The 26647-nt window shown below is 63.6% G+C and carries 24 protein-coding genes; 13 read left to right on the forward strand and 11 right to left on the reverse strand.

Annotation, left to right across the window (positions count from 1 at the left end):
- Positions 1-38 precede the first annotated feature (38 nt).
- Both AAEZ08_RS10930 and AAEZ08_RS10935 read right to left on the reverse strand, forming a co-directional pair.
- Positions 39-1349, reverse strand: a complete 1311-nt coding sequence (locus AAEZ08_RS10930) for an NAD(P)/FAD-dependent oxidoreductase (RefSeq protein ID WP_200632960.1) — start codon at positions 1347-1349, stop codon at positions 39-41.
- Positions 1350-1476: 127 nt separating this feature from the next.
- The gene (locus AAEZ08_RS10935) at positions 1477-1965 is read right to left on the reverse strand and encodes an Lrp/AsnC ligand binding domain-containing protein (protein ID WP_003295466.1); all 489 of its coding nucleotides are present in this window, start codon (positions 1963-1965) and stop codon (positions 1477-1479) included.
- Between the two features lie 146 nt (positions 1966-2111).
- Here AAEZ08_RS10935 and dadA point away from each other — a divergent pair, with 146 nt between their 5' ends.
- The 5 genes from dadA (at position 2112) to AAEZ08_RS10960 (ending at position 5681) form a co-directional block, all read left to right on the forward strand.
- Positions 2112-3410, forward strand: coding sequence for a D-amino acid dehydrogenase (gene dadA, locus AAEZ08_RS10940; protein WP_482695258.1), 1299 nt, complete (start codon positions 2112-2114; stop codon positions 3408-3410).
- Positions 3385-3759 (forward strand): RidA family protein, encoded by a 375-nt coding sequence (locus AAEZ08_RS10945; protein WP_003283382.1) that lies wholly within the window; start codon positions 3385-3387, stop codon positions 3757-3759. The genes dadA and AAEZ08_RS10945 overlap by 26 nt, the downstream gene beginning before the upstream one ends.
- A 117-nt stretch (positions 3760-3876) precedes the next feature.
- Positions 3877-4425 (forward strand): cupin domain-containing protein, encoded by a 549-nt coding sequence (locus tag AAEZ08_RS10950; RefSeq protein WP_003283383.1) that lies wholly within the window; start codon positions 3877-3879, stop codon positions 4423-4425.
- A 161-nt stretch (positions 4426-4586) separates the two neighbouring features.
- Complete coding sequence (locus tag AAEZ08_RS10955) at positions 4587-5012, forward strand: c-type cytochrome (RefSeq protein ID WP_003283385.1); 426 nt, start codon at positions 4587-4589, stop codon at positions 5010-5012.
- Positions 5013-5144: 132 nt separating this feature from the next.
- Positions 5145-5681: a cupin domain-containing protein gene (locus AAEZ08_RS10960; protein WP_500124265.1), complete on the forward strand. Its 537-nt coding sequence runs from the start codon at positions 5145-5147 to the stop codon at positions 5679-5681.
- Positions 5682-5688: 7 nt separating this feature from the next.
- Here the strand turns inward: AAEZ08_RS10960 and AAEZ08_RS10965 are convergent, their stop codons facing one another.
- The 4 genes from AAEZ08_RS10965 to AAEZ08_RS10980 form a co-directional block, all read right to left on the reverse strand.
- A complete protein-coding gene (locus AAEZ08_RS10965) occupies positions 5689-6261 on the reverse strand; it encodes a xanthine phosphoribosyltransferase (protein ID WP_003283388.1) in 573 nt (190 codons plus the stop codon).
- Between the two features lie 136 nt (positions 6262-6397).
- Positions 6398-6982 (reverse strand): 3-keto-disaccharide hydrolase, encoded by a 585-nt coding sequence (locus AAEZ08_RS10970; RefSeq protein WP_500124266.1) that lies wholly within the window; start codon positions 6980-6982, stop codon positions 6398-6400.
- Between the two features lie 10 nt (positions 6983-6992).
- The gene (locus AAEZ08_RS10975) at positions 6993-8612 is read right to left on the reverse strand and encodes an alpha-amylase family protein (RefSeq protein WP_500124267.1); all 1620 of its coding nucleotides are present in this window, start codon (positions 8610-8612) and stop codon (positions 6993-6995) included.
- Between the two features lie 2 nt (positions 8613-8614).
- On the reverse strand, positions 8615-10150 hold the full coding sequence (locus AAEZ08_RS10980) for an alpha-amylase family glycosyl hydrolase (RefSeq protein WP_500124268.1): 1536 nt from the start codon (positions 10148-10150) through the stop codon (positions 8615-8617).
- A 188-nt stretch (positions 10151-10338) separates the two neighbouring features.
- On the opposite strand from AAEZ08_RS10980, the gene gap reads away from it, so the two are divergent.
- From gap to AAEZ08_RS11005, 5 genes are all read left to right on the forward strand, one after another.
- Positions 10339-11349: a type I glyceraldehyde-3-phosphate dehydrogenase gene (gene gap, locus AAEZ08_RS10985; protein ID WP_003283393.1), complete on the forward strand. Its 1011-nt coding sequence runs from the start codon at positions 10339-10341 to the stop codon at positions 11347-11349.
- The gene (locus AAEZ08_RS10990; RefSeq protein ID WP_500124269.1) at positions 11349-11930 is read left to right on the forward strand and encodes a cyclodeaminase/cyclohydrolase family protein; all 582 of its coding nucleotides are present in this window, start codon (positions 11349-11351) and stop codon (positions 11928-11930) included. Before gap ends, AAEZ08_RS10990 begins: the two co-directional genes overlap by 1 nt.
- A 162-nt stretch (positions 11931-12092) precedes the next feature.
- Positions 12093-13259 (forward strand): iron-containing alcohol dehydrogenase, encoded by a 1167-nt coding sequence (locus AAEZ08_RS10995; RefSeq protein ID WP_500124270.1) that lies wholly within the window; start codon positions 12093-12095, stop codon positions 13257-13259.
- Between the two features lie 4 nt (positions 13260-13263).
- Entirely contained in the window at positions 13264-14766 is a 1503-nt protein-coding gene (locus AAEZ08_RS11000) for a CoA-acylating methylmalonate-semialdehyde dehydrogenase (protein WP_181066288.1), read from the forward strand.
- A gap of 91 nt (positions 14767-14857) precedes the next feature.
- Positions 14858-15646 (forward strand): IclR family transcriptional regulator, encoded by a 789-nt coding sequence (locus AAEZ08_RS11005; protein ID WP_102820677.1) that lies wholly within the window; start codon positions 14858-14860, stop codon positions 15644-15646.
- 1 nt (position 15647) lies between these two features.
- Here the strand turns inward: AAEZ08_RS11005 and trhA are convergent, their stop codons facing one another.
- Positions 15648-16265, reverse strand: coding sequence for a PAQR family membrane homeostasis protein TrhA (gene trhA, locus AAEZ08_RS11010; RefSeq protein WP_102820678.1), 618 nt, complete (start codon positions 16263-16265; stop codon positions 15648-15650).
- Between the two features lie 431 nt (positions 16266-16696).
- Complete coding sequence (gene rep / locus AAEZ08_RS11015) at positions 16697-18706, reverse strand: DNA helicase Rep (RefSeq protein WP_500124271.1); 2010 nt, start codon at positions 18704-18706, stop codon at positions 16697-16699.
- A gap of 243 nt (positions 18707-18949) precedes the next feature.
- Between rep and AAEZ08_RS11020 the strand changes: the two genes are divergently transcribed.
- A complete protein-coding gene (locus AAEZ08_RS11020; RefSeq protein WP_181066397.1) occupies positions 18950-20578 on the forward strand; it encodes a putative bifunctional diguanylate cyclase/phosphodiesterase in 1629 nt (542 codons plus the stop codon).
- Positions 20579-20620: 42 nt separating this feature from the next.
- Here the strand turns inward: AAEZ08_RS11020 and AAEZ08_RS11025 are convergent, their stop codons facing one another.
- The 3 genes from AAEZ08_RS11025 to AAEZ08_RS11035 form a co-directional block, all read right to left on the reverse strand.
- The gene (locus tag AAEZ08_RS11025; RefSeq protein ID WP_003283406.1) at positions 20621-22594 is read right to left on the reverse strand and encodes a BCCT family transporter; all 1974 of its coding nucleotides are present in this window, start codon (positions 22592-22594) and stop codon (positions 20621-20623) included.
- 129 nt (positions 22595-22723) lie between these two features.
- Positions 22724-24220, reverse strand: a complete 1497-nt coding sequence (locus tag AAEZ08_RS11030; protein ID WP_102820681.1) for a YifB family Mg chelatase-like AAA ATPase — start codon at positions 24218-24220, stop codon at positions 22724-22726.
- Positions 24221-24256: 36 nt separating this feature from the next.
- On the reverse strand, positions 24257-24517 hold the full coding sequence (locus tag AAEZ08_RS11035; protein WP_058063635.1) for an accessory factor UbiK family protein: 261 nt from the start codon (positions 24515-24517) through the stop codon (positions 24257-24259).
- 397 nt (positions 24518-24914) lie between these two features.
- Here AAEZ08_RS11035 and glnK point away from each other — a divergent pair, with 397 nt between their 5' ends.
- Both glnK and AAEZ08_RS11045 read left to right on the forward strand, forming a co-directional pair.
- A complete protein-coding gene (gene glnK / locus AAEZ08_RS11040; RefSeq protein WP_003096476.1) occupies positions 24915-25253 on the forward strand; it encodes a P-II family nitrogen regulator in 339 nt (112 codons plus the stop codon).
- A 38-nt stretch (positions 25254-25291) separates the two neighbouring features.
- Positions 25292-26608, forward strand: coding sequence for an ammonium transporter (locus AAEZ08_RS11045; RefSeq protein ID WP_003283409.1), 1317 nt, complete (start codon positions 25292-25294; stop codon positions 26606-26608).
- The last annotated feature ends 39 nt before the right edge of the window (positions 26609-26647 follow it).

Below are 26647 nucleotides of genomic sequence, written 5' to 3' on the forward strand. Positions count from 1 at the left end.
TTTCATTCATGCTTGGACGCTGCGCTTCGCCCGAAAATTCAGAAACGGTCCTTCAGCCGATACCAGAGCATGCCCATTGCCAGCAGTGGTGAGCGCAACGCCCGTCCTCCTGGAAAGGTTGGATGTGGCACCTTGGCGAACAGGTCGAAGCCGTTGCTTTGCTGGCCAGCGATGGCTTCAGCAATTAGGCGGCCCGCCAGGTGCGTGGCATTCAGACCATGCCCGGAATAGGCTTGGGCGTAGAAGACGTTGGGGTGCTCCGGCAGTCGTCCGATTTGCGGCAGGCGGTTGGCACCGATGCCGATCATGCCGCCCCACTGGTAGTCGATGCTGATGCCGACCAGCTGCGGAAACACCTCGAGCATCTTCGGTTGCATATAGGCGGCGATATCTTTCGGGTCGCGTCCGGAGTAATGACAGGCACCACCGAAAAGCAGGCGGCCGTCAGCGCTGAGACGGAAATAATCGAGCGCTACGCGTTGATCGCATACGGCCATGTTCTGCGGCAATAGCTCACGGCACAGCGGTTCGGGCAGTCGCTCGGTGGCGATGATGTAGCTGCCGGCGGGCAGTACCTTGCCCGCCAGCTTCGGTTGTAGACCGTTGAGGTAGGCGTTGCAGGCTAATACCAACTGGTCGGCCTGGACCACGCCCTGGCCTGTATGCACCTTTACCTGCGGGCCGTACTCGATGCGTTCGACGGGCGATTGCTCGAATAGACGAACGCCCAGCGATTGGGCTGCGGCAGCCTCACCGAGTGCCAGGTTCAGCGGATGCAGGTGCCCTGAACCCATGTCCAGCAGGCCGCCAAGGTAGCGCTGGGAGCCAACCACCGTCGCCAGATTGGGGCGCGACACGCGCTGCAAGGGGTGCGGATAACCAAGGCGTAGCAGGTCGGAATATTCCTCGTCGAAGCCTTTCAGGTGTCGCGGCTTGGTCGCCAGGTCGCAATAGCCCCACGTCAGATCGCAGTCGATGGCGTAGCGCTCGATACGTTGGCGGACGATGTCGACGGCTTCGAAGCCCATACGCTTGAGCTCATCGACGCCTTCCTCGCCGAGGATATTGATGAATTGCTCGACATCATGACCGACGCCACGAATCAGCTGGCCGCCGTTGCGTCCGCTGGCGCCCCAGCCGATTCGGTGGGCTTCCAGCAGCACGACGCTGAGGCCGCGTTCGGCCAGTTCGATGGCGGTGTTGAGGCCGGAGAAGCCGCCGCCGATAACGCAAACGTCGGCGCGCTGTTCGCCCTGCAATGGCTCGAAAGCCATCTCGCGATTGACGCTCGCAGCGTAGTAGGAGGGTGCATGTACGGCGTCATTCGGCGCCAATGTGCGGTGATTCATCGAGGAGTCATGAAAGGTCTGCATACTTCTAGGGTAGACCGGAGCGAGGTCGCTGGGCAAAGCCAAGCGTGACCGGCGGTGCCCTGCCGTCACCGTGACAAGGCCGGCTATCTGGTCTCGGCAGGCTCTAGTCCGGGACGGGCAGGTCGAGCGATTCCTTGATCTCTTCCATCACGATATAGCTTTTCGATTCGCGCACATGGGGCAGTTTCAACAGAATGTCACCGAGCAATTTGCGGTAGGAAGCCATCTCCGAGATCCGCGCCTTGACCAGGTAATCGAAGTCACCGGAGACCAGATGGCACTCAAGCACATGCGGCAGCTTGAGCACGGCGCGGCGAAACTCCTCGAAGATGTCTCCTGACTTGTAGGCCAGGCTGATCTCGACGAACACCAGTAGGCCAGCCTTCAGATGCTGCGGGTTCAGCCGTGCCGAGTAGCCCATGATGATGCCCTCTCGCTCCAGGCGGCGCACCCGCTCGGTACAGGGCGTGGTGGACAGGCCAACGCGCTCGCCCAGCTCGGTGAAGGGCAGGCGGCCCTCGGCCTGCAGGATGCGCAAAATGTGGCGGTCGATCTTGTCCAGTTCGCGGCGCGTCTGATGCCGAGTTCTCAAGGGATATACCCTCCAAATAAAGCTGCTCTGGCGTGAATAAAGGCCAAAGATAGCTTTTTATATGGTGAATAACACTGCCGGAGCCTTTTTATACTCCGTTTCAATAGTGATTCGGAAAAGTCCGTACGAGCGGGCGGGAGGCTGCAATGCGTGTACTGGTATTGGGTAGCGGGGTGGTGGGTACCGCCAGCGCCTACTATCTGGCGCGAGCCGGTTTCGAAGTGGTGGTAGTCGATCGGCAGCCAGCAGTGGCGATGGAGACCAGCTTCGCCAACGCCGGCCAAGTCTCGCCTGGCTATGCCTCGCCATGGGCGGCGCCTGGCGTGCCGCTCAAGGCGATGAAGTGGCTACTGCAGCGTCACGCGCCACTGGCGATCAAGCTTACCGGTGACGTCGACCAGTATCTGTGGATGGCGCAGATGCTGCGCAACTGCACCGCGGCCCGCTACGCGGTGAACAAGGAGCGCATGGTGCGCCTGTCCGAGTACAGTCGCGACTGCCTCGACGAGCTACGCGCCGAAACCGGCATCGCCTATGAAGGCCGTGAGCTGGGGACGACGCAGTTGTTCCGCACTCAGGCGCAGCTCGATGCGGCTGCCAAGGACATCGCCGTGCTGGAGCGGTCCGGAGTGCCCTACGAATTGCTCGATCGCGCAGGCATCGGTCGGGTGGAGCCGGCTTTGGCGAAGGTTTCGCACAAGCTTAGCGGGGCGCTACGCCTGCCCAATGACCAGACCGGCGACTGCCAGATGTTTACTTCGCGGCTGGCAGAAATGGCCGTGGCGCTCGGGGTTGAGTTCCGCTTCGAACAGAATATTCAAAGCATCGACTACGCCGGCGATCGAGTCGCCGGGGTTTGGATCGACGGCAAGCTGGAGACGGCCGATCGCTACGTGCTGGCGCTCGGCAGCTACAGCCCGCAGATGCTCAAGCCGCTCGGCATTCGTGCGCCGGTGTACCCGCTCAAGGGCTATTCGCTGACCGTGCCGATCAGCGATCCGGCGATGGCGCCGCAATCGACCGTGCTCGATGAAACCTACAAGGTTGCCATCACCCGTTTCGACCAGCGCATCCGGGTCGGTGGCATGGCGGAGATTGCCGGGCACGACCTGTCGCTCAACCCGCGTCGGCGGGAAACCCTGGAAATGGTGGTGGGCGATCTCTATCCGCAAGGCGGTGATCCGGCCGAAGCAGTATTCTGGACCGGCCTGCGACCGGCCACGCCAGATGGCACGCCGATCATCGGTGCGACACCCTATCGCAACCTGTTCCTCAATACCGGCCACGGCACGCTGGGTTGGACCATGGCGTGCGGCTCCGGCCGTGTGCTCGCTGACCTGCTGGCTTCCAAGCGTCCGCAGATCAGTACCGAGGGGCTGGATATCTTCCGTTACGGCAAGCACAAGGAGATCCGTAAACATGCCCATCCGGCGTCTGCACACTGAAACCCGCTACAGCGAAGCGGTGATCCACAACGGCGCAGTGTATCTGTCCGGGCAACTGGCCGATGACCTGGCTGGTGACATCCGCGCTCAGACCCGCGAAACCTTGTCGAGCATCGAACGCCTACTGGAAGAAGCCGGCAGTAGTAAGGCTCGGCTGCTCTCGGCGACCATTCATCTGAAGGACATCTCCACCGACTACGCCGGCATGAACGAGATTTGGGATGCCTGGCTGACCCCGGGAACTGCGCCGGCGCGGACCACGGTTCAGGCGCTGATGTATTCGCCGGATGTACGGGTCGAGATCACTGTGATTGCTGCAATGCCGGATCTTGCAGGCCCGGTACTCTGAGGCTTCGCCGAGCCACACGCCCCGAGCGACGAGCCGTCCGGAGGTAGTGTTGTAAATTCTGAACGCCATTGCCATGATAGCCCCCTTTCGCACTGCTCTTGAAAGGGGGCTCCCGTATTGGACGTTGGCGTTCGACTGCAAACCATCCGCAAGCTCAAGGGTCTGTCCCAGCGTGAACTCGCCAAGCGTGCCGGCGTAACCAACAGCACCATTTCCATGATCGAAAAGAACAGCGTCAGCCCCTCGATCAGTTCGCTGAAGAAGGTGCTCAGTGGCATCCCCATGTCTCTGGTGGAGTTCTTTTCCCCCGATTTCGAACAGGATGGCGATACCCAGGTGGTTTACAAGGGTAGCGAGCTGATCGATATATCCGACGGTGCGGTCAGCATGAAGTTGGTGGGAAAAGCCCACCCGGGGCGCGCCATCGCCTTTCTGGCTGAGACCTATCCGCCCGGTTCCGATACTGGTACCGACATGCTCTCGCATCAGGGGGAGGAAGCCGGAATGCTCGTCGAGGGTCGTCTTGAGCTCACCGTAAACGGTCAGGTCTACGTGCTGGAAAGCGGAGACAGCTACTACTTCGAAAGCAGTAAGCCGCATCGTTTTCGCAACCCCTTCGACACCCCGGCCAGACTGATCAGTGCTACGACGCCAGCGAACTTTTAGCCGCGACCGGCCTCGATTCTCCGAGCGTCGCGGTGCGACAAAGCGTCGCTGGAGTTGGCAGGGCCTTTCGTATTGTTTCGGCCAGCAAGGCTTGCCGTTATACTGACCGCCGCTCGCGTTACCGTGGCCGCGGGCGTGTCTAGCCACAATGAGGGTGTAAGGTGAACCTGATTAAGAAGATCCTGGTAGCACAGACTGCCGTAGTGGCCCTGTGGGCAATGAGCGCTCAGGCTGCGACCGACGATGCAATCGCCGAGCGCCTCAAGCCGGTGGGTAGCGTATGTATTCAAGGTGAAGAGTGTGCCGCTGCTGGTGCCGGCGCTGCCGCTGCTGCTGGTGGTGCCGCTCGCAGCGGTTCCGACGTGTACGGCAAGTTCTGCACTGCCTGCCACGGTTCGGGTCTGCTGAATGCGCCGAAGACCGGTGACACTGCCACCTGGTCCGCCCGTGCAGATGCAGCGGGTGGCCTCGATGGTCTGCTCACGCATGCCATCAACGGCATCAACGCCATGCCGCCGAAGGGCACCTGTGGCGATTGCTCCGATGATGAGCTGAAGGCTGCGATCGAGCACATGTCCGGCCTCTGATCGAGCGTCGAGCCGCACCAGCAAAGCCGCCTCCGGGCGGCTTTGTCGTTTCAATGGGAGCAAAGCCTGCGGGCATCGAGTCGAATCAGCTACGGCTTGTCGCCGGATGTCATCGATGCCAGAGGAGCCCCCATGCCCAGTTCCGCGCCACAACCCGAACAGCTGCGCCTAGTCAGTGACGGACGCACGCCCAACAGTCCGCATCCGGTGCTGATCTATCGCCAGTTGCCGTTGGCCGGCCCGAATCCGGCCGAAGCCTTCGAACGGCTTTTCGACAGCCATCTGTGGCCGTCGGCCTGGCGCGGGACGGTTTACGACTACCATCACTACCACTCCACCTCTCACGAGGTGCTCGGCGTGGCCAGCGGCTCTGCGCGGGTGATGCTGGGTGGTGAGCATGGTCAGGAAGTCGAGTTGCGCGCCGGCGATGCCGTTGTATTGCCGGCCGGAACCGGGCATTGCGCGCTTGAGGCAAGCGAGGACTTTCAGGTCGTGGCCGGCTATCCGGTCGAGCAGCAATACGACATGCAGCGTCCGGATCCTGCCAGTCACGACCGGGCGTGCGAGCGGATCGCCAACGTCGGCGTGCCCATCAGCGATCCGCTAGCAGGCACGCAGGGCGCGCTGGTGACGTTGTGGCGTGGGGAAACGGCGCCGCTCAGCCGCTAACGTCCACTCAGTCTATGAATTGCACTTCGCCATTTGCCAGCGAAGCGACCCGGGCCAGCGACTCGACGCGGTAGCCAGCTTCCTCCAGCTCCTGGCGCCCAGCCTGGAAGGCTTTTTCGATGACGATACCGAGGCCGGCGATGCTCGCCCCGGCCTGGTTGATGATCGAGATCAGCCCCTTGGCCGCTTTGCCGTTGGCGAGGAAGTCATCGATGATCAGTACACGGTCGTTCGACGACAGATGCTGGGTGGACACAGCGATGGTGCTCTCCACCTGCTTGGTGAAGGAGTAGACCGTGGCGGTGAGCAGGTTGTCCTGCAGGGTCAACGACTGGTGCTTGCGGGCGAAGATCACCGGCACGCCCAGCTCCAGGCCGGCCATCACTGCCGGCGCAATACCGGAAGCCTCGATGGTGACGATCTTGGTGATGCCCGCGTCGCGGAACAGGCGGGCGAATTCTTGCCCGATCGCCTGCATCAGCACGGGATCGATCTGGTGGTTGAGGAACGCGTCGACCTTGAGTACCCGGTCGGAAAGCACGATGCCTTGACTGCGAATCTTATCTTTCAGCTGTTCCACGAACGCTACCTCAAGCGTGGGCGGCCGCGGCTTGCCTGACGTTTGGCGCCGGGGCGCTTCTGCCGTCACTGCGTTTCGCAGCCTGGAAAAGCCGGGCATTCTCGCTCAATTCGCCGTGCCGATCCAAGGCCGACGTTCAGCTCAGCGCTTCGATCGACAGGCGGCGAAAACGCACGGCCTCGCCGTGGTGCTGCAGGACGATATGCCCAACCGGCGACCTGGCGAACAGCGGCTTGTCGGCGAACTTGCTGGACTCGATCAGCGTGCGCAAAGCCGGGTCATCCAGGCGATAACCGAGCACCTTGCGGTTATTCAGCCAGTGCTCGACGGCACCTTCACGCACGATCAGTAGCGCCTCCATGAAACTGCCCGCCTCGATCTGCGTTTCCTGCTCCGCCGCCAGCAGGCCGTACAGTGCGCCGTTGCGCGTGGTTGGCTGTTTGCCATCGGGGTGCACGGCATCATCGAGCAGCTGCATCTCCGGTCCGCTATGCCAAGCGAGCCCGGCGCTTTCGTCGACCCGGTAGAACACGCCGGAGTTACCGCCCACCGGCAGGGCGTATTCGAAGCGCAGGATGAAATCGCCGTACTGTTCGCGAGACACCAGATCGACTCTGGGGGCGCCGACGATGGCGCAGAGCTGATCATCTTCGCGGTACCAGCTATCGTCGGGAAAGCCGGCGCCATGCCAGGCGTGCCACTGCGTTGCATCGAGAATCATCGTGCTGCCCTCATCCGAACAATTGCTGTTTGCGCCGCAGCCAGCGGTAGCCATACGGGCCCAGGCGGATTTTCAGCGGCGTGCCTTCCGGCTGGTCGTAATTGCAGTCGGCAAGTACATCGACCATGTCCTGCAGGTCGTCGTCAGTGATCTCCACCGTGGTTTCCTGGTCTGCCAGGTTGACCAGCATCAACACCGTGGAGCCGTTGTCGTGGCGGATGGCGAACACCGCCGGGTCGTTCACATCGACAGTCGTGCGCTTGCCGATGCCAATCTCGCGCAGGCCGATGCGGGTGCGGATCATGTTGCCGGTGCGCGCCATCAGCGAGTCGCTACGCAGGGTCTGGGCGAACACGTTGATCTTTTCGAAGGAGAATGGGCCTTCGTCGATAACCGGTGCGGCCAGCTCACCTTTGGTACAGGAGAATCCGGCGTTGGGTTCGTTGGACCACTGCATGGGCGTGCGTACGGCCAACCGCTCGGGGCGGTCGAGGTCATCGCCCATGCCGATTTCTTCGCCGTAGCGAATGATCGGCGTGCCGGGCAGTGAAAAGAGCAGGGCGTGGGTAGCGGCGATGCGTCGTTCGTCGCCGTCGAGCATCGGCGCGAGACGGCGACGAATGCCGCGGTTGTATGCGCGCATGTTCTCATCGGGGGCGAAGGTCTCCATCACCTCGTTGCGTTCATCCTCTTCCAGCCGATCGAGGCTCAGCTCGTCGTGGTTGCGAATCCACAGCGCGTACTGCGAATGGCTCGGTGGCAGCGGTTGGCTGTTCAGGGCGCGAACCAAAGGCTCGGCCTGCTGCCGTGCCAGGGCGAGGAACAGGTGGTTGTTGGTCCAGAAATCCAGCAGCAGCGTGACGCGATCGGCCTCGTCGCCGAAGTATTCGACGTACTTTTCCGGGTCGGTGTCGATCTCGCCGAGCAGCACGGTCTCAGGCCGGCGCATGGTCACGAAATCGCGCATGTGCTCGAGCAGCCAGTAGCCCTTTTCCAGTTCGCCGCCGCCTGCCTGACGCACCATGTGCACCGCGGCGTCGATGCGGAAACCGGAAACGCCCAGGCGCAGCCAGAACGACATGATCCGCTCGATCTCGTGGATGACCCGCGGGTTGGTCAGGTCCAGATCAGGCTCGTGTTTATAGAACAGATGGCGGTAGTACTGGCCGGCTTCCTCGTCCCAGGTCCAGATGCTGTCTTCGACCGTCGGGAAAATCGGCTCCATGAAGTCGTCGGGCTCGTCGGCCCAGATGTAGTAGTTGCGGTAGGGCGAGTCTCGGTCGCGGCGCGCCTCTTGAAACCACTTGTGCTGGATGGAGGTGTGCTGCACTACCAGCTCGATGATGACGTGCAGGCCCAGCTCTTCGGCCTTCTCCAAAAGCGCGACGATGTCGGCCAGATCACCGAAGCGTTCGTCCACCTGTAGATGGTCCGTGATGTCGTAGCCCGCGTCGTCGAATGGCGATTGATAGAACGGCATCAGCCATACGGCCGTGCAGCCGAGGCCGCGGATGTAGTCGAGGCGCTCGGTGATGCCGCGCAGGTCGCCGCAGCCGTCGCCGTTGCTGTCACGAAATAGAGTGGGGTCGATCTGATAGATCGCCGCGTTGCGGTACCAAAGTGGGCGCATGCTCAGTTCTCCATTGGGCGCAGCACGACGGCCTGCCCTGGGTTAAGGGTGCCGTTGTAGGGATCGCCTTCACCGATACCGTCGCTGGCGATCTCGACATGCCAGTCGCCAGCGTGCGGGTGAGCGTGGGGCTGATCCGAGAAGTTGATGCAGACCAGCCGCTGATCGCCGCCCAAGTGCCTGCGGTAGGCAAGCACCTCGGGGTGTGAGGCCAGTTCTTCGAAATCGCCGTGATGCAGCGCCGGGCTGGCCTTGCGCGCGGCGAGCAGGCGCTGGTAGAGCGCGAACATGGAGTTCGCTTCACCAGTCTGCCGCTCTGCTGCCAGCTCGTTGGCGTCAGGCGGGAAGGGCAGCCAGGGTTCTGCACCTTTCCAGCCATGTGGCGGTTCGGCCTGCCAGGGAATCGGGGCGCGGCAGCCATCGCGGCCGCCCGGATCGATGCGCGCCTCATCGCGGATATGCGCATCTTCCAGGCCCAGTTCTTCGCCCTGGTAGATGAACGGCGTGCCGCGCAACGTCAGCAGCAGCAACGAGGCGGCGCGGGCAGCCCGCTCGGAACCCTGATAACGGCTGCGCTGGCGCACGTTGTCGTGGTTGGACAGCACCCAGGTCGGCCAGGCACCGACGGGTTGCAGCCAGTGCTCGACCTCGCGGATGCAGGTGCGAAACATGACCGGATCCCAGGGCGCATCGAGCGGGTTGAAGTTGAAGGCCAGATGCAGCTCGTCGCCAGCGCCGTAGTACTGCAGCACGCGCTCGGTGGAGCGGATGTTCACCTCGCCCACCAGCATGCGGTCGCCAGGATAGCTGTCGACGAGCTTGCGCAGGCCGCGCAGGACTTCGTGGCTGTAAGGCTGATCGTTGAAGTCCGACAGCGGCTGGCCGGCCTGGCAGCGCGGGTCGTCGGCGAAGCTCGGGTCCTTGCCGGTACAGTGGATGACATCGATACGAAAGCCATCAATGCCGCGGTCGAGCCAGAAGCGCAGCACGTCGTGCATGGCCTCGACCACCTCGGGGTTGCGCCAGTTGAGGTCCGGCTGCTTGGCCAGGAAAAGGTGCAGGTAGTACTGCTGGGTGTGCTCGTCCCACGTCCAGGCGCTGCCGGCACCCAGCGCGGCGCGCCAGTTGTTCGGCTGATCACGCCAGATGTACCAGTCGCGCTTGGGGTTGTCCCGCGAACTGCGCGACTCGACGAACCAGGGATGCTCATCCGAGGTGTGATTGGGCACGAAGTCCAACAGCACACGGATATCGCGCGCATGGGCTTCGGTGATCAGCCGGTCGATATCGTCCAGCGAACCGAACAGCGGATCAATATCGCAATAGTCGCTGATGTCGTAGCCGGCGTCGGCCATCGGTGAGCAAAAAATCGGCGATAGCCAGAGGGCATCGACGCCCAGCTGCTGCAGATGATCGAGGTGGCGTAGCACGCCATTGAGGTCGCCGATGCCGTCGCCGTTGCTGTCGGCGAAGGATCGCGGGTAGATCTGATAAACGGTCGCGCCCATCCACCACGGTGTTCGGGTTGTCTCGCTCATTGCTACGCACCCCCTGATTTGCCTCAGGTCGCGGCCGGCCCTGCACCGCCGCCTCGTCAGGTTTACGACTGGCCAACGGCACATGGGTTCGCCACTTAATTGATCCTGGTCGTTCGGCGATGAACGCAAGGGTGGATACTCCGCCTAAGCTAACTACTGACTTTCAACCCCCTCCGAGGAGATTTGCCATGCTGCGTATTGCCATCAATGGGTATGGACGTATTGGTCGCGCCGTCGTACGAGCGCTGTTCGAGCGTGGATTGCAGGATCGGGTACAGGTCGTTGCCATCAACGATCTCAGCGACCACAAAACGCTGGTGCATCTGACGCGCTTCGATTCGACCTTCGGTCGCTTTCCCGAACCGGTGGAACTGGACGGTGAGTCAATGGTGGTGCGCGGCCAAGCGATCCGCCTGCTGGCCGAGCGCGATGCAACCCAGCTGCCGTGGAAGGAGTTGGGCGTGGATGTGGTGCTGGAGTGCACCGGCAAGTTCAAGAAACGTGCGCTGATCGAGCAGCATCTACAGGCGGGCGCAGGTCGGGTATTCGCCTCGCATCCGCTGGATGGCGGCGACCTGACCGTGGTCTACGGCGTGAACCACCAGCTGCTGGGCGATCAGCGTGTCGTCTCCAACGCGTCCTGCACCACCAACTGCCTGGCGCCGCTGGCCAAGGTACTGCACGAGGCAGTCGGCATTCGTCAGGGCCTGCTCAACACTGTGCATTCCTACACCAACGACCAGAACCTGCTGGACAAGGCGCACAGCGATCTCTACCGCGCGCGTGCCGCGGCGTTGTCGATGATTCCGTCCACCACCGGTGCGGCCAAGGCCATCGGCCTGGTGCTGCCGGAGCTGGCCGGGCGTCTGGACGGCCTCTCGGTGCGGGTGCCGACGCCGAACGTCTCGCTGGTCGACCTGACCTTCATCGCCGAGAACGCGCCGGAAAGCGTCGAGGCGATCAATCAGATCCTGCGCGAAGGTGCGCAAAAGATGCCGGCCGGTGTCATGGAGTGTAACGAGGAAGCGCTGGTTTCCTGCGACTTCAACGGCTATCCGGCGTCATGCGTCGCTGACCTCAGCCAGACCCGCGTGCAGGGCGAGCTGGTCAAGGTGATGGCCTGGTACGACAACGAGTGGGGCTTCTCCAACCGCATGCTCGATGTGCTGCTGCACTGGGATGGAGCCAAGTCGGCCTGATGGGCGAAGCCGACAGGCCGGGCGCGGGGCAGGGGCTCTGGCAGCTGAGCCTCGCGCAGTTTCGCCACGCCGTGGCCGAGCGTGCGTTGCCCGGCTGCGGTGCGGTAACCGCGGTCAGCGCGGACCTCGCCGTAGCGCTGATCGTCAAGGCGCTGCGGGTCAGCGCCGCGCATGGCGGTGCTTCCTGTGAGGCGCTGCTGGCTGAAGCTCGCTCGCTGCTGGGTCGTCCCGGTGCCTTCGCCGACGACGACGTGGCGGTCTTCTCCGAATATCTGAAGGAAGACGAGGGTCGAGCGCCCGAATTGTCGCGGCAGGCATGCGCGGTGCCGCTGGCGACTGCACACGCCTGCGTCGAGGCGCTGGGCATGGCCGAGCGCGCCTTGCTGATGGTCGAGCCGTCGCTGCGCTGTGATGTCGAGGCGGCGGTGTTGTTGCTGAGCGCCTGCGTCGACGCCGTGCTGCTCAATGTCGAGGCTGATATGGACGAGCTGGATGCCCAGGCGCGGGCCGATGTGCAGTCCGCTTGTGAACGCCTTCGCCAGCAATCGACTCAGCTTCGCGATCGTCTGAACGCACGCTGATCCTGTTTTCCAATAAGCACATCCCTGACCCTGAGACGAAAGGTCTCGTTTCGGGTTGACGACGGCTGCCTGCTCTACCTACTCTCCAGTGCATAGTGAGACATTCAGTCTCAAAATAAGAAGCTGCCAGCTCGCGAGGCAGTCCAATTTCGGAGAGTGCCCATGAGTCATCGCATCGTTCTGCCGCGCCTGATGGAAGTCGGCGCTGGCGCCAGCGGGCAACTCGCCCGCGTGTTGAAGGAGCTGGGCTGCAATCGCCCGCTGATCGTCACCGACCGCATGATGGTCGAGCTCGGCTATGTCGCACGCATCGCCGGCCAGCTGGAAGAGGCCGGCATCGCCAGTCAGTGCTTCCCCGATACCCTGCCCGAACCGACCGCTGCTTCGATTCGAGCGGGTGTGGAAATGGTCCGCGAAGGCGATTTCGATTCCATCGTCGCCCTCGGCGGCGGCAGCCCGATCGATTCGGCCAAGGCCATCGGCATACTCGGCAAGTTCGGCGGCGAGATGCGCGACTACCGCTTCCCGCGCGATGTCAGCGAAGCCGGCCTGCCGCTGATCGCCATCCCCACCACCGCCGGCACCGGCTCGGAGGCGACGCGCTTCACCATCATCACCGACGAGACCAGCGACGAGAAAATGCTCTGCGCGGGCCTTGGTTTCATGCCCATCGCCGCGCTGATCGACTACGAGCTGACCCTCTCGCTGCCGCCGCGGGTGACCGCCGACACCGGCATCGACGCACTGACCCACGCGATCGAGGCCTATGTCAGCCGCAAGGCCAGCCTCTACAGCGATGCCCAGGCGCTTGAAGCCATGCGCCTGCTGGCACCGAACCTGCGAGCGGCCTTCCACGAGCCGGGCAACCGCGCCGCGCGCGAGGCGATGATGCTCGGCGCGACACTGGCCGGGATCGCCTTCTCCAACGCCTCGGTGGCGCTGGTGCACGGCATGAGCCGGCCGATCGGTGCCTTCTTCCATGTGCCGCATGGGTTGTCCAACGCCATGCTGCTGCCGGCGATCACCGCCTTCTCGATTCCCGCCGCGCCCGAGCGCTACGCCGATTGCGCGCGGGCGATGGGCGTCGCCGCGCAGACCGACAGCGTCGAGGTGGCGAACGACAAGCTGCTCGCCGAACTGCGCGCGATCAATCAGGAGCTGAAAGTGCCGAGCCCGGAACAGTTCGGCATCACCCGCGAACGCTTCTTCGAGCTGCGCGCGACCATGGCGCGTCAGGCGCTGGCCTCCGGCTCGCCGGGCAACAACCCGCGCGTGCCCACGGAAGCGGAAATCATCGACCTCTACGAAACCGTCTGGAACCAGGAGTGAAGCCATGCAGACCCTCGGCAATCTGATCAACAACGAGGCCGTCGCCGGCCGCTCCGAGCGCCACGCCACCGTCTACAACCCGGCCACCGGCGAGCCGCGGCTGTACGTTTCGCTGTCCTCGGCCGATGAAACCCGCGAGGCCATCGCCGCCGCCCAGGCCGCCTTCGAAGGCTGGTCGAAGACCCCGCCGTTGGTGCGCGCGCGGGTCATGTTCCGCTTCAAGGAACTGCTCGAACGTCGCCGCGACGACGTCGCCCGGCTGATCACCAGCGAGCACGGCAAGGTCTTCTCCGACGCCCAGGGTGAAGTCACCCGCGGGCTGGAAGTGGTCGAGTTCGCCTGCGGTATTCCGCATCTGCTCAAGGGCGAGTTTTCACCCAACGTCGGCCGCGACATCGATTCAAACTCGCTGATGCAGCCGCTGGGCGTCTGCGTCGGCATAACGCCATTCAACTTTCCGGCGATGGTGCCTCTGTGGATGCTGCCGGTGGCCATCGCCTGCGGTAACACCTTCGTGCTCAAGCCCTCGGAAAAGGACCCGAGCGCGACCATGTTGCTCGGCGAGTTGCTGGCCGAAGCCGGGCTGCCGGCCGGCGTGCTGAACATCGTCAACGGCGACAAGGAAGCCGTGGACGTGCTGCTCACCGACGAGCGCGTGCAGTCGGTCAGCTTCGTCGGCTCGACGCCGATCGCCGAATACATCTATGCCACCGCCTCGGCACACGGCAAGCGCTGCCAGGCCCTGGGCGGCGCGAAAAACCACATGGTGGTGATGCCCGACGCCGATCCGCAGCAGGTGGTCAGCTCGCTGATGGGCGCGGCCTACGGCTCGGCCGGCGAGCGCTGCATGGCGATCTCCGTGGCGGTGTGCGTCGGTGACGAGGTGGCTGACAAGCTGGTCGAGATGCTCAAAGACGAGATCGGCCAGATGCGTACCGGCCCGGGTCTGGGCGTCGAGCCCGAGCCGCACATGGGCCCGCTGGTGACCCGCGAGCACCAGCAGAAGGTCAGCGGCTACATCGATCTGGGTGTGGAGGAGGGTGCAACGCTGATCTGCGACGGCCGCGGCATCCAGGTCGAGGGCCATGAGAACGGCTTCTATGTCGGCCCGACGCTGTTCGACCGGGTCACGCCGAGCATGCGCATCTACCGCGAGGAAATCTTCGGCCCGGTGCTGGCTGTGGTGCGGGTGAAGAGCTTCGACGAGGCGCTGCAACTGATCAACGACCATGAATACGGCAATGGCACCTCGATCTTCACCCGCGACGGCGACACCGCGCGGCAGTTCGAGGAAAACGTCAAGGTCGGTATGGTCGGCGTCAACGTGCCGATCCCGGTGCCGATGGCCTTCCACTGCTTCGGCGGCTGGAAGCGCTCGGTGTTCGGCCCGCTGAACATGCATGGCCCGGATGGGGTGCGTTTCTTCACCCGCATGAAGACCGTGACCCGGCGCTGGCCTACCGGTATCCGTGCCGGCGCCGAGTTCGCCATGCCGACCATGAAGTGACCCGCGCGGCACCGTTGCACTGACGGTGCCGGTCGCTACACTCCCGGGCGCCCTGCGGGGCGTCCATCTTCATCGAACGACAAGGCAGACGATGCGCAGCACTCCCCGCGAGAAAGGCTCCTCCATCACCCGCGTGCTGGAAATCATCGAGGCGGTCGCGGCGGCGAAGGAGCCGCTCAGCCCGACGGCCCTGGCCGAACGGCTGGACATCCCCAAGGCCAGCGCGCACCGGCTGGTGCAGACCCTGGAAAAGGAAGGCTTCCTGCAGTTCGGCCTGCGCGGCGGGCTGTTGCCGGGCGAGCGCCTGCACGTCGCCGCGCTGAACATCCTGCGCAGCAGCCGGCACAAGGCGTTGCGCCAGGCGATCCTGCGCCAGCTCTCCGAAGCCATCGGCGAGACCTGCGGGTTGGCGATCCCGGACGGGCTGGACATGCTCTATTTTGACCGGGTGCAGACCAACTGGCCGCTGCAGATCAACCTGCCGATCGGCAGCCACACGCCGCTCTGGTGCACCGCCAGCGGCAAGCTCTACCTCGCCTCGCTGCCGCCGGAGCAACTGGAACGGGTGCTGCCGCGTCTTCCGCTGCAGCGCATGGCGCGCAATACGCTGACCGACCTCAGCGCGCTGCGCGACGACCTGGCGCGGGTGCGGGAAGAGCAGCTGGGCACCGATTGCGAGGAGTTCATCGACGGCATGGTCGCCTGTGCGGTGCCGGTACGAGCATCCGACGGCGAACTGCTGGCCTGCCTGTTCAGCCACGCGCCGGTGATCCGCTGTTCAATGGCGCAGCTGCTGGAGTTCGTGCCGCGCCTGCGCGCGGCGGCGAGCGAGCTGGAAGCGGTGCTCGGCAGCGCTGCGGCGCTGGATGAGCAGCGCTGAGTCAGATCACGTAGAACAGAATCGCGATGAAGTGCAGCAGGCTGCCGACCATCACGAAGATGTGCCAGATGCCGTGCCAGTGGCGGAAACGCTCGTCGAAGACGAAGAACACGATGCCCACCGTGTAGCAGATGCCGCCGGCCAGCAACCAGCTGAAACCGGCGCCACCCAGGGCGGCGAACAGCGGCTTGACCGCCACCAGCACGATCCAGCCCATCACCGCATAGATCACCAGTGACAGTACCCGCGCCTCGGAGCGCGGCTTGATCTCCTGCAGCATGCCGATCACCGCGAGGCCCCAGACGATGCCGAACAGCGTCCAGCCCCAGGCGCCGGCCAGGGTGACCAGGCAGAACGGCGTGTAGCTGCCGGCGATCAAGAGGTAGATCGACAGGTGATCGAGCTTGCGCATGACCACCTTCGCCCGCCCGCGCAGGCTGTGGTACAGCGTCGAGATGCTGTAGAGCAGGATAAGGCTCAGACCGTAGATCGCAACGCTGACGATCTTCACCGGCGAGCCGTCGAGCGCCGCCAGCACAAGCAGCCAGATCGCGCCGAGACACGCCAGCGCAGCACCGACCAGGTGCGTCCAGGCATTGAAACGTTCGCCGTGATACATTGCATCCCTCTCAGAAACCGTGATCGGCAAAGCATGCCGCGGTTGGGTTACGGGATACAAACCGATCCATGCTGAAGGTCCCGCTTCAGGCGCAGGGCGATGTCAGGCTTATGGACTTTTGCCGTTATTCGGCCTGATTCGCCGCGAGGGCGCGCCTCCCACGGGGAGCAGATTGCCTGTTGTGGCGGCCTCGGGGCGCACTCCAGCAAGTGAGCGATGTGCACGGTTCTTTGCGTGGGAGGCCCGACTCGCATCGCCGCGAGGGTACGCCTCCCACGGGAAACGATGTGCACAGAGTGTCTGTGCGTGGGGACGGGCCGCGGGGTGCGCCTCCAGCAGGCAGTGTGCACAGGCCGCTTTCGTGGGAGGCCCGCCCTCGGGGCGAAGCTCTTCGGGCGTCCACCCCGTAGCTTCGCCTGCCGCGGCTGTTCTCAGCGCTTGAGCATCGCCCGCATCGCCGCCAGCGCGTCGTTGCCGCGCGCGGCCTTGACCTCCACCGGCGCGTCTTCCTGGCCTTCCCAGACCAGGTCCTCCGGCGGTAGCTCGTCGAGGAAGCGGCTCGGCGTGCAGTCGATCACCTCGCCGTACTGCTTGCGCTTGGCGGCAAAGGTCAGCGCCAGGTTGCGCTTGGCACGGGTGATGCCGACATAGGCCAAGCGCCGCTCTTCCTCGATGGTGTCGGCCTCGATGCTGGAACGGTGCGGCAGGATTTCTTCCTCGAAGCCGATGATGTACACCGAGGGAAATTCCAGGCCCTTGGAGGCGTGCATGGTCATCATCTGCACGCCTTCGGCACCTTCTTCCTCTTCCTGCTGACGCTCGAGCATGTCGCGCAGCACCAGCTTGCCGATGGCGTCCTCGATGGTCATGTCGCCGTCTTCGTCCTTGTCCAGCGTGCTCTTCAGCGCGTCGACGAGAAACCAGACGTTGCCCATGCGCGCGTCGGCCACCTTGTCGCTGGAGGCGTTCTGCCTGAGCCAGTTCTCGTAGTCGATGTCCATCACCATGCTGCGGATGGCGGCGATCGGCTCGTTGACCACGCACTGTTCGCGCACGCCATCCATCCAGCGCTTGAAGCGCGCCAGGCGGTCGGTGTAACGGCTGTCCAGGTGGGCGCCGAGGCCGATCTCATCGGCGGCGGCGTACATCGAGATGCCGCGTTCGCTGGCATAGTTGCCGAGCTTTTCCAGGGTGGTCGAACCGATCTCCCGGCGCGGCACGTTGATAACCCGCAGGAAGGCGTTGTCGTCGTCCGGGTTGACCAGCAGGCGGAAGTAGCTCATCAGGTCCTTCACCTCCTGGCGGGCGAAGAAGCTGGTGCCACCGGACAGGCGATAGGGGATCTGGTGGTGCTGCAGCTTCAGCTCCATCAGCTTGGCTTGGTAGTTGCCGCGGTAGAGGATGGCGAAGTCGCTGTAGGGGCGCTGGGTGCGTAGGTGCTCGGTGAGAATTTCCAGCGCAACGCGCTCGCACTCGGCGTCCTCGTTGCGCGTGCGGATCACGCGGATCTCATCGCCTACGCCCATCTCCGACCACAGCTGCTTCTCGAACACATGGGGGTTGTTGGCGATAAGGATGTTGGCGCACTTGAGGATGCGGCTGGTGGAACGGTAGTTCTGCTCCAGCATCACCACTTTCAGCGAGGGATAGTCTTCCTTCAGCAGCATCAGGTTTTCCGGACGCGCGCCACGCCAGGCGTAGATCGACTGGTCGTCGTCGCCCACCACGGTGAACTGGTTGCGCATTCCCACCAGCAGCTTCACCAGAAGGTACTGGCTGGCGTTGGTATCCTGGTATTCGTCGACCAGCAGGTAGCGGATGCGGTTCTGCCACTTTTCCAGAATGTCGGCGTGCTCTTGGAAGAGCTTCACGGGCAGCAGGATCAGGTCGTTGAAGTCCACTGCGTTGTACGCCTTGAGCGTGCGCTGGTAGTGCAGGTAGACGATGGCGGCAGTCTGCTCCTTGGGGTTGCGCGCATTGGCCAGGGCCTCGTCGGGCAGGATCAGGTCGTTCTTCCAGCTGTCGATGTAGTTCTTGATCTCGTCCGCACCGTCATCGCCGGAGTATTCCTTCTGCATGATGTCGGTGAGCAGCGCCTTGATGTCACCGTCATCGAAGATCGAGAAACCGGGCTTGTAGCCCATCCGCGCGTATTCCTTGCGGATGATGTTCATGCCCAGGTTGTGGAAGGTGGACACGGTCAGGCCGCGCGCCTCGGCGCCCTTGAGCAGGCTGCCGACGCGCTCCTTCATCTCGCGCGCGGCCTTGTTGGTGAAGGTCATGGCGACGATGTGGCGGGCCTGGATGCCGCAATGCTGCACCAGGTAGGCGATCTTGCGGGTGATCACGCTGGTCTTGCCGGAGCCGGCACCGGCGAGCACCAGAAGTGGGCCGCCGACGTAATTCACGGCTTCCTGCTGCCGAGGGTTGAGTCGGGACATGGAGTTCAGGTCATTCGAAGCGGGGGCGGGAGTTTAACAGGCTGATGTGCCGATGCTGCGCGGTCGCGCACGCAATAAAACGCCGGTCGTCGCGCATGGGGCTTGGCTGAACGAAATAATGGATTAGTCTTGTGCGCGGCAGGAGGCAGGGCGTTTGCAAGGGACTGTGCTGAAAATCGGGTAGCTACGCCCGTCTTCAAACTTTTCGAGTCCGGAGGCCGCTTGCCAGCGCCCGTCCAATCCATGCCGTTGTTGCTGTTGGCTGACCGACCCGGTTGGGCCGAGCGACTGCGTGCCTGTCTGCAGAGCTCGGCCAGTCCCGAGCGGCTGATCGTCGCGGCGGATTGGGATATGGCCGGCGAGTACCTCGACGCCCCCTGCCTGCTATTGGCTACACCACAGTGTCGTCCCGCTACTGGGCTCTGTCCCTGGCCGCTGATTCTGCTGCTCGACGAGGAACCACCGGACACTCCGGAAGGTGCGGTCGACTGGCTGGTGGCCGATCAGCTGAACGCCGAAGTGCTGCGGCGCTGTCTGCGCTACGTGCGCGAACGCTGCAACCTGCAGGGCACCTTGCAACGGCTCGCCGAGCAGGACCCGCACACCGGCGTCGTCAACCGTCAGGGCTTCCAGACACTGCTGCTCGATGCTCTGGTCGAGCACCAGGGGCAGGGACTGGTATTAGGCTACCTGGATCTGGACAACTTCCGTCACGTCAACGATGCCCTCGGCCACCAGGCTGGAGACCGGCTGATCCTGCAGGTGGTGGCGCGGCTGAAGGCGCAGCTGGAGGTTGGCGACATGCTGGCGCGGTTGGGCGGCGACGAGTTTGCCTTGCTGCTCGATACCCGCGACGAGCCGGGGCGCGCGGGGGCGGTTGCCGATCGGCTCGTCGAGGCCTTGGCCGAACCCTATTGGGTCGAAGGTGAAAGCCTGATGCTCGGTTGCAGCCTGGGCTTGGCGAGGGCCTGCAGCGGTATTGGCGCCGACCCGCTGCTTTGGCATGCGCAGATCGCCATGCGCCAGGCCAAGGCGAGCCAGGGTTGCACTTGGAGTTACTACGACGAGCAGGCCAGCCGTAGCGCCCGCAGCCTGGCGGATCAGGAAGGTGAGTTGCGTCGCGCACTGCGTCGCGGTGAGCTGGAGCTGCATTACCAGCCCCGCCTGTGCCTGAAGAGCGGGCGCATCGTCGGGCTCGAGGCGCTGGTGCGCTGGCTGCATCCTGAAAGAGGCCTGCTGGCCCCGGACGCTTTCATACCCATGGCCGAGGAGAGCGGCCTGATCGTGCCGCTCGGCTACTGGGTAATCGCCCGAGCGCTGCGTGATCTGCAAAGCCTGCAGGATGGCGGTGCGGATTCATTGCACATGGCGATCAATCTGTCCTTTCGCCAGTTCCAGGACAGCCAATTGCTGCCGACGCTAAATCGACTGATCGACGAGCGCGGCATCGATCCGCACTGGCTGGAATTCGAACTCACCGAAACCGCCGTGATGCGCCGTAGCGAGCAAGTGCAGACGGCCATGCACGCCCTCGGTCAGCTGGGCGTGCGCTTCTCGCTGGACGATTTCGGCACTGGTTTCTCCTCGTTCGTCCATCTATCCAGCCTGCCGATTACTCTCCTGAAGATCGATAAGAGCTTTGTCGCCGGCATGACCGCTCGCCCTGAAAAGCTGCAGTTGGTGCAAGCAATGATCGGCCTGGCGCATAACCTCGATCTGGAAGTGGTCGCCGAGGGGGTTGAGGTCGCCGAGCAGTTGGAGCTGTTGCGCCAGTTTGGTGCGCAGCAGGTTCAGGGGTTTCTCATCAGCCAGCCGCTGCCATTGCCCGAGTTGATCGACTTCATGCGAGCCGAGCGCGCCAGAGCCTGCTGAAGTCGCCTCACGCGGCGAATCAGCAGGGTGGCATCGAGCCGTTTAGCGGACCATGTGCAGGAAGTGCATGTGTTTCTCGTACTGGCCGAGAATGTCGCTGATCACATCTTCACGGCTCCAGCCCATTACGTCGTAATCCTGGCCGCCTTCCTTGAGGTGGACTTCGGCGCGGAAGTACTTGCGCTCCTCGCGTTCGTCATCCTCGCTGCTGGCCACGAAGCTCGGCATCGCATAGGCGCGTGGACGTACCTCGTAAATGAAGTCCGGCTCGCCGTCGTGGATGATCTCGAAACGCTGGCGGCGATCCTCGCCCTCACTGATTTCAACGACGTAGCCCTGCTTGCGCATCTCCTCGGCGATTGCCTCGCAGGCCGGGTGCACCACTTCGGAGATGAAGCGCACTACATGGGCGCGTCGCGGGAACAGCATCAGGGTGCGCAAGCGGCGCTGCCAACCGCCCGGGCTGCGTGGTGCGTTGGGCGAGGTGCTCAGGGCCTGGTAGCGTAATCCCTGCTTGGTGGCGTCCAGGCGCAATGCCTTGAGCAGGCCCCACATCGAGCAGAGCAGGGCGATGGTGAAGGGCAGGGCGCTGGCAATCGTCGCCGTCTGCAGGGCCGTGAGGCCGTCTGCGAGTAGTAGAGCGATGGCCACGCCGCCCATGGAAACGGCCCAGAAGATCCGCTGCCACACCGGCGTGCCCTGTCGCCCACCCGAGGCGAGCATATCCACCACCAGCGCGCCGGAGTCCGCCGACGTGACGAAAAACACCACGACCATGATGATGGCGATCAGCGAAATAAACGCCGAGAAGGGAAAGTGTTCGAGGAAGGCGAACAGGGCCAGCGAGCTGTCCTGCTCGATGGCTTCGCCAAGGCTGGTCACGTGCTCCCAGAGGATCATATGGATGGCCGTGTCACCGAACACTGTCATCCACATCAGGGTGAACGCGGTAGGCACCAGCAGCACGCCGGTGACGAACTCACGGATCGTCCGGCCACGCGAAATGCGCGCGATGAACAGCCCGACGAAGGGCGACCAGGCCAGCCACCAGCCCCAGTAGAACAGCGTCCAGCCGCCGATCCAGTCGTTCGGCTCGTAGGCGTAGAGGTTGAAGGTCTTGTCGACGATATCCGACAGGTAGCCGCCAGTGTTCTGCACAAAGGTCTGCAGAATGAACACCGTCGGCCCAGCCACGAGCACCATCAGCATCAGCAGCGCTGCCAGCGTCAGGTTCAGCTCGGATAGCCGGCGCACGCCTTTGTCCAGGCCGGTGACCACGGAAATCGTGGCCAGCAGTGTGGTGGCCATGATCAGGCCGATCTGCACCGGCACCGAAACCGGCAGCCCATAAAGGTGGTTCAGTCCGGTGTTGATCTGGGTAACGCCAAGCCCCAGTGACGTGGCGACACCCAGTACCGTGCCGATGATGGCGAAGATGTCGACGGCGTGGCCGATGGGCCCGTAGATGCGCTCGCCGATCAGCGGGTAGAGCGCCGAACGCAGGGTGAGCGGCAGGCCGTGACGGTAAGCGAAATAAGCCAGGATCATGGCCACGATGGCGTAGATCGACCAGGCATGCAGGCCCCAGTGGAAGAAGGTGATCTTCATCGCCTCGCGCGCGGCCAGCGTGGTGCCGCCTTCACCGGTTGGTGGCGAGAGAAAGTGCATCACCGGCTCGGCAACGCCGAAGAACATCAGGCCGATGCCCATGCCGGCGGAAAACAGCATGGCGAACCAGGTCAGCGCACTGTAATCCGGCTCGCTGTGGTCGGGACCGAGCTTGATGTCGCCATAACGACTGAACGCCAGTAGCACCACCATCAGCAGGATCAGTGCGACGGCGAGGATATACAGCCAGCTGACGTTGGCGATGATCCAGGCCTGCGTGTCGCCGAACAGCGTCTGTGCGTGGCTCTGGAAGGCAACGCTGTAGATCACCAGCGCCAGAATGATAGCTGCCGAGCCGTAAAAGACCGGCGGGTTGATTTGAGAGGACGAGGGCTTTTTTGCCTCCATGCTGCGCTCCTTCGGGTTATGTCTGGGGAGTGGCCGCCTGTGGCGAAAGCCAGCCAACTTAACACAGACCGCGAAGGACGCCGGTTGTCCGCGGCCGATTTGCGCGAGCCAGAGCCCGCGCCGAGTGGCTCAGGCCTGGCTGCCGGGCCGGTACTGCAGCGCTTCGGCGAGGTGCTGGCGACCGATGCACGCAGCTTGTTCCAAATCGGCGAGAGTACGTGCCACCTTGAGCAGACGGTGCGCGGCGCGCAGCGACAGCGCCAGGCGTTCGCAGGCGCGCTCCAGCCAGGCCTGATCCTCAGCCGTCAGCTGGCAGTGACTGCGCAGGCCCGCCAGGTCGAGAAAGGCATTGGCACAGCCCTGGCGAGCCTGTTGCAGCTGTCGCGCCTGCGCCACTTGAGCGGCCAGCACGGCACTGCTTTGCCCGGTTTGCGGTGGTGCGTTGAGTGCCGTGGCCTCACGCGCCACGGTCAGATGCAGGTCGATGCGGTCGAGCAGCGGGCCGGAGAGCTTGTTGCGATAACGCTGGATCTGATCCGGCGTGCAGCGGCAGCGTCCGTTGGGATCGCCGAGATAGCCGCACGGGCAGGGGTTCATCGCCGCCACGAGCTGGAAGCGCGCCGGAAAGCGCACCTTGTCGCGCGCTCGGGCAATTACGATATGGCCTGATTCCAGCGGCTCGCGCAGGACCTCGAGCACCTTGCGGTCGAACTCCGGTAGCTCGTCGAGAAACAGCACACCTTGGTGCGCCAAAGTGATCTCGCCCGGCTGCGGCCGGCTGCCGCCACCGACCAGCGCAGGGCCCGATGCACTGTGATGGGGCTGCCGAAAGGGACGCTGCGGCCAATGTTCAAGTGGGCTGTGGCTGGCCACCGAATGGATGGCGGCGACTTCCAGCGCTTCCTGTTCGTCGAGCGGCGGCAACAGGCCGGGCAGGCGGCTGGCCAGCAGAGTCTTGCCGGTGCCAGGTGGCCCGGAAAACAAGAGGTTGTGAGCACCAGCCGCGGCAATCAGCAGCCCGCGCTTGGCGGCCTGCTGGCCTTGTACGTCAGCCAGGTCCGGGTAGGGCTGAATCTGCCGCAGCAGGCCTTGGGCGGCATAGGGTTCGAGCGGTGTGACGCCGTTGAAGTGCGCAGCGACCTCGAGCAGGTGTTCGGCGGCATAGACGGTGAGCCCGGAAGCGAGGCTGGCTTCCTCGGCGTTGGCTCGCGGCACCAGCAAGGCGCGTCCGGCAGCCCGGGCGGCAAGGGCTGCCGGCAACACGCCCTGAACCGGACGCAAGGCACCGGAGAGTGCGAGCTCGCCGAGGCATTCCAGACTGTCGAGGCGCTCGGCGGGCAGCTGACCGCTGGCTGCGAGAATGCCCAGGGCGATGGCCAGGTCGAAACGACCGCCATCCTTGGGTAAATCGGCGGGCGCAAGATTGAGGGTGATGCGGCGCGGCGGGAAGTCGAAGCCGGAGGTGAGGATGGCGCTGCGTACCCGGTCCTTGCTTTCCTTGACGGCGGTTTCCGGCAGGCCGACCAGCGCGAGCGCTGGTAGACCGTTGGCCAGATGGGCTTCGACGGTTACCGGCGGCGCTTCTACACCGATCTGCGCGCGGCTATGAACTATGGCCAGGGACATTCGATCACTCCTTTGATCGTGTCGCGGCCCGACCTGTCAGGGCGCGGGCGGCGTGAGCTTTTCTTCCAGTTCGGCGACCTTGGCCTCAAGCGCTTCCAGGCGAGCACGAGTACGGGCGAGTACCACCATCTGGCTGTCGAACTCATCGCGGCTGACCACGTCGAGCTTGTTCAGCGCGCCCTGCACCACGCCCTTGAGCTGGGCTTCGAATTCACCACGCGGCAGCGGCGTCTCGCCGTTGAACAGGCGCGAGGCCTGGGAGCCGATGGCATCTAGAAAAGCTTTTGGCGGCAACATTGAAAGCACCTGTCGTTGGACGGGGCGCAGTGTAGCACGGTGTTTTTTGCGTCTTTCTGGCGGGTCGTGCACAGAAACTGAGCAGGGGGTGGTGCGCAGTCGCACCATTAAGGTGCGTCGGCTGAGCGCAACCGTCCGTCGGCCGCATCCGTTCTGGGTAAAAGCCCTGCAAATTGGGGCTTGCGTAAAGCTGGCATCGATTCTGCTTTGTCCCCAGCAACGCATGCACCACCGGGTTGCGGTGCATGGGTGATTCGAGACGCTTTGTCGGAGAGGTTGGTGGTGTCGGTCAGCTGCTCGGGTACAGCCGGAGCGTTACAAGAGCCAGACACTGAGCTTAGACTTGAGCCGGGTTCGTACTTCTGGGGCAAGTCCACCTAAAACGGGAGAAGTTTTCATGAAACTAGTCACTGCCATCATCAAGCCGTTCAAGCTGGACGACGTGCGCGAGTCTCTGTCGGAAATCGGCGTACAGGGCATCACCGTTACTGAAGTCAAAGGCTTCGGTCGTCAGAAGGGTCACACCGAGCTATACCGTGGTGCCGAATACGTCGTCGACTTCCTGCCGAAAGTGAAGATCGATGTAGCCATCGCCGACGATCAGCTCGATCGCGTCATCGAGGCCATCACCAAGGCCGCCAATACCGGCAAGATCGGTGACGGCAAGATCTTCGTGGTCAACCTGGAACAGGCCATCCGCATCCGTACCGGCGAAACCGATACCGACGCGATTTAAGCAGCACCTCCGAACCCCCACGCCCCAGGAGTAAAACCATGACTCTGCGAAGATTCGCAGGGCTAGGAGCCCTTTTGTCTCTGATAAGTCCAGGCCTGGCCCTGGCGCAGGAGGCAACGCTGGATTCAGGCGACACGGCATGGATGCTGACGGCCACTGCGCTAGTGCTGTTCATGACCATCCCTGGGCTGGCACTGTTCTACGGCGGCATGGTCCGCTCGAAGAACATTCTCTCGGTGATGATGCAGTGCTTCGCCGTCACCGGCCTGATGAGCATCCTCTGGATGGTCTATGGCTACAGCCTCGCTTTCGACACCACGGGTATGGAAGCCGGGGTCACCAACTTCAATTCTTTCGTTGGCGGTCTGGATCGCGCTTTCCTCAGCGGTCTGACGCCCGACAGCCTGGTCGGCGCCTTCCCTGAAAGCGTCTTCATCACCTTCCAGATGACCTTCGCCATCATCACCCCGGCACTTATCGTCGGGGCCTTCGCCGAGCGTATGAAGTTCTCCGCGATGCTGGTGTTCACGGGCGTCTGGTTCACGCTGGTCTATGCGCCGATCGCACACATGGTATGGGGCGGCGACGGCGGCCTGATGTGGGACTGGGGCGTGCTCGACTTCGCCGGCGGCACCGTGGTGCACATCAATGCCGGTATCGCCGGTCTGGTGGCATGCCTGGTGCTGGGTAAGCGCAAGGGTTACCCGAACACGCCAATGGCGCCGCACAACCTGGGCCTGACTCTGGTCGGTGCCGCGATGCTCTGGGTCGGCTGGTTTGGCTTCAACGCAGGCTCGGCCATTGCCGCCAACGGTACGGCCGGCATGGCCATGCTGGTCACCCAGATCGCTACTGCAGCCGCGGCGCTGGGTTGGATGTTCGCCGAGTGGATCGGCCACGGCAAACCCAGCGCGCTGGGCATCGCCTCCGGCGTGGTGGCCGGTCTGGTCGCCATCACCCCGGCCGCCGGCACCGTCGGTCCGATGGGCGCGCTGGTCATCGGCCTGGTCTCCGGAGTGGTCTGCTTCTTCTGTGCCACCAGCCTGAAACGCAAGCTCGGCTACGACGACTCTCTGGATGCGTTCGGTGTGCACGGCATTGGCGGCATCGTCGGTGCGCTGCTTACCGGCATCTTCGCCGCACCCATGCTGGGCGGCTTCGGCGAAGTGGAGAGCATCGGTCTGCAGCTGTGGATCCAGTTCAAGGGCGTGCTGTTCACCGTGGTGTACACCGGCATCGTCACCTACCTGATCCTCAAGGCGATCGATCTGGTGATGGGGCTGCGGGTCAACGAGGAGCAGGAAACCATCGGCCTGGACCTCAGCCTGCATAACGAGCGTGGCTACAACCTGTAATCCATTCAGGGCACCCCGGAGCCAACGCCGGGGCCAATC

It is taken from the genome of Pseudomonas sp. E45-MNA-CIBAN-0222 (assembly GCF_040310405.1).
GTDB lineage: Bacteria > Pseudomonadota > Gammaproteobacteria > Pseudomonadales > Pseudomonadaceae > Stutzerimonas > Stutzerimonas stutzeri_AC.

What these genes read in the sequence shown, in the direction of transcription:
- AAEZ08_RS10930 (WP_200632960.1), bottom strand. Translation starts at nt 1,349, where the DNA reads ATGAATCACCGCACATTGGCGCCGAATGACGCCGTACATGCACCCTCC.
- dadA (WP_482695258.1), top strand. Translation starts at nt 2,112, where the DNA reads ATGCGTGTACTGGTATTGGGTAGCGGGGTGGTGGGTACCGCCAGCGCC.
- AAEZ08_RS10945 (WP_003283382.1), top strand. Translation starts at nt 3,385, where the DNA reads ATGCCCATCCGGCGTCTGCACACTGAAACCCGCTACAGCGAAGCGGTG.
- AAEZ08_RS10960 (WP_500124265.1), top strand. Translation starts at nt 5,145, where the DNA reads ATGCCCAGTTCCGCGCCACAACCCGAACAGCTGCGCCTAGTCAGTGAC.
- AAEZ08_RS10970 (WP_500124266.1), bottom strand. Translation starts at nt 6,982, where the DNA reads ATGATTCTCGATGCAACGCAGTGGCACGCCTGGCATGGCGCCGGCTTT.
- AAEZ08_RS10975 (WP_500124267.1), bottom strand. Translation starts at nt 8,612, where the DNA reads ATGCGCCCACTTTGGTACCGCAACGCGGCGATCTATCAGATCGACCCC.
- AAEZ08_RS10980 (WP_500124268.1), bottom strand. Translation starts at nt 10,150, where the DNA reads ATGAGCGAGACAACCCGAACACCGTGGTGGATGGGCGCGACCGTTTAT.
- gap (WP_003283393.1), top strand. Translation starts at nt 10,339, where the DNA reads ATGCTGCGTATTGCCATCAATGGGTATGGACGTATTGGTCGCGCCGTC.
- AAEZ08_RS10990 (WP_500124269.1), top strand. Translation starts at nt 11,349, where the DNA reads ATGGGCGAAGCCGACAGGCCGGGCGCGGGGCAGGGGCTCTGGCAGCTG.
- AAEZ08_RS10995 (WP_500124270.1), top strand. Translation starts at nt 12,093, where the DNA reads ATGAGTCATCGCATCGTTCTGCCGCGCCTGATGGAAGTCGGCGCTGGC.
- AAEZ08_RS11000 (WP_181066288.1), top strand. Translation starts at nt 13,264, where the DNA reads ATGCAGACCCTCGGCAATCTGATCAACAACGAGGCCGTCGCCGGCCGC.
- AAEZ08_RS11005 (WP_102820677.1), top strand. Translation starts at nt 14,858, where the DNA reads ATGCGCAGCACTCCCCGCGAGAAAGGCTCCTCCATCACCCGCGTGCTG.
- trhA (WP_102820678.1), bottom strand. Translation starts at nt 16,265, where the DNA reads ATGTATCACGGCGAACGTTTCAATGCCTGGACGCACCTGGTCGGTGCT.
- rep (WP_500124271.1), bottom strand. Translation starts at nt 18,706, where the DNA reads ATGTCCCGACTCAACCCTCGGCAGCAGGAAGCCGTGAATTACGTCGGC.
- AAEZ08_RS11020 (WP_181066397.1), top strand. Translation starts at nt 18,950, where the DNA reads ATGCCGTTGTTGCTGTTGGCTGACCGACCCGGTTGGGCCGAGCGACTG.
- AAEZ08_RS11025 (WP_003283406.1), bottom strand. Translation starts at nt 22,594, where the DNA reads ATGGAGGCAAAAAAGCCCTCGTCCTCTCAAATCAACCCGCCGGTCTTT.
- AAEZ08_RS11030 (WP_102820681.1), bottom strand. Translation starts at nt 24,220, where the DNA reads ATGTCCCTGGCCATAGTTCATAGCCGCGCGCAGATCGGTGTAGAAGCG.
- AAEZ08_RS11035 (WP_058063635.1), bottom strand. Translation starts at nt 24,517, where the DNA reads ATGTTGCCGCCAAAAGCTTTTCTAGATGCCATCGGCTCCCAGGCCTCG.
- glnK (WP_003096476.1), top strand. Translation starts at nt 24,915, where the DNA reads ATGAAACTAGTCACTGCCATCATCAAGCCGTTCAAGCTGGACGACGTG.
- AAEZ08_RS11045 (WP_003283409.1), top strand. Translation starts at nt 25,292, where the DNA reads ATGACTCTGCGAAGATTCGCAGGGCTAGGAGCCCTTTTGTCTCTGATA.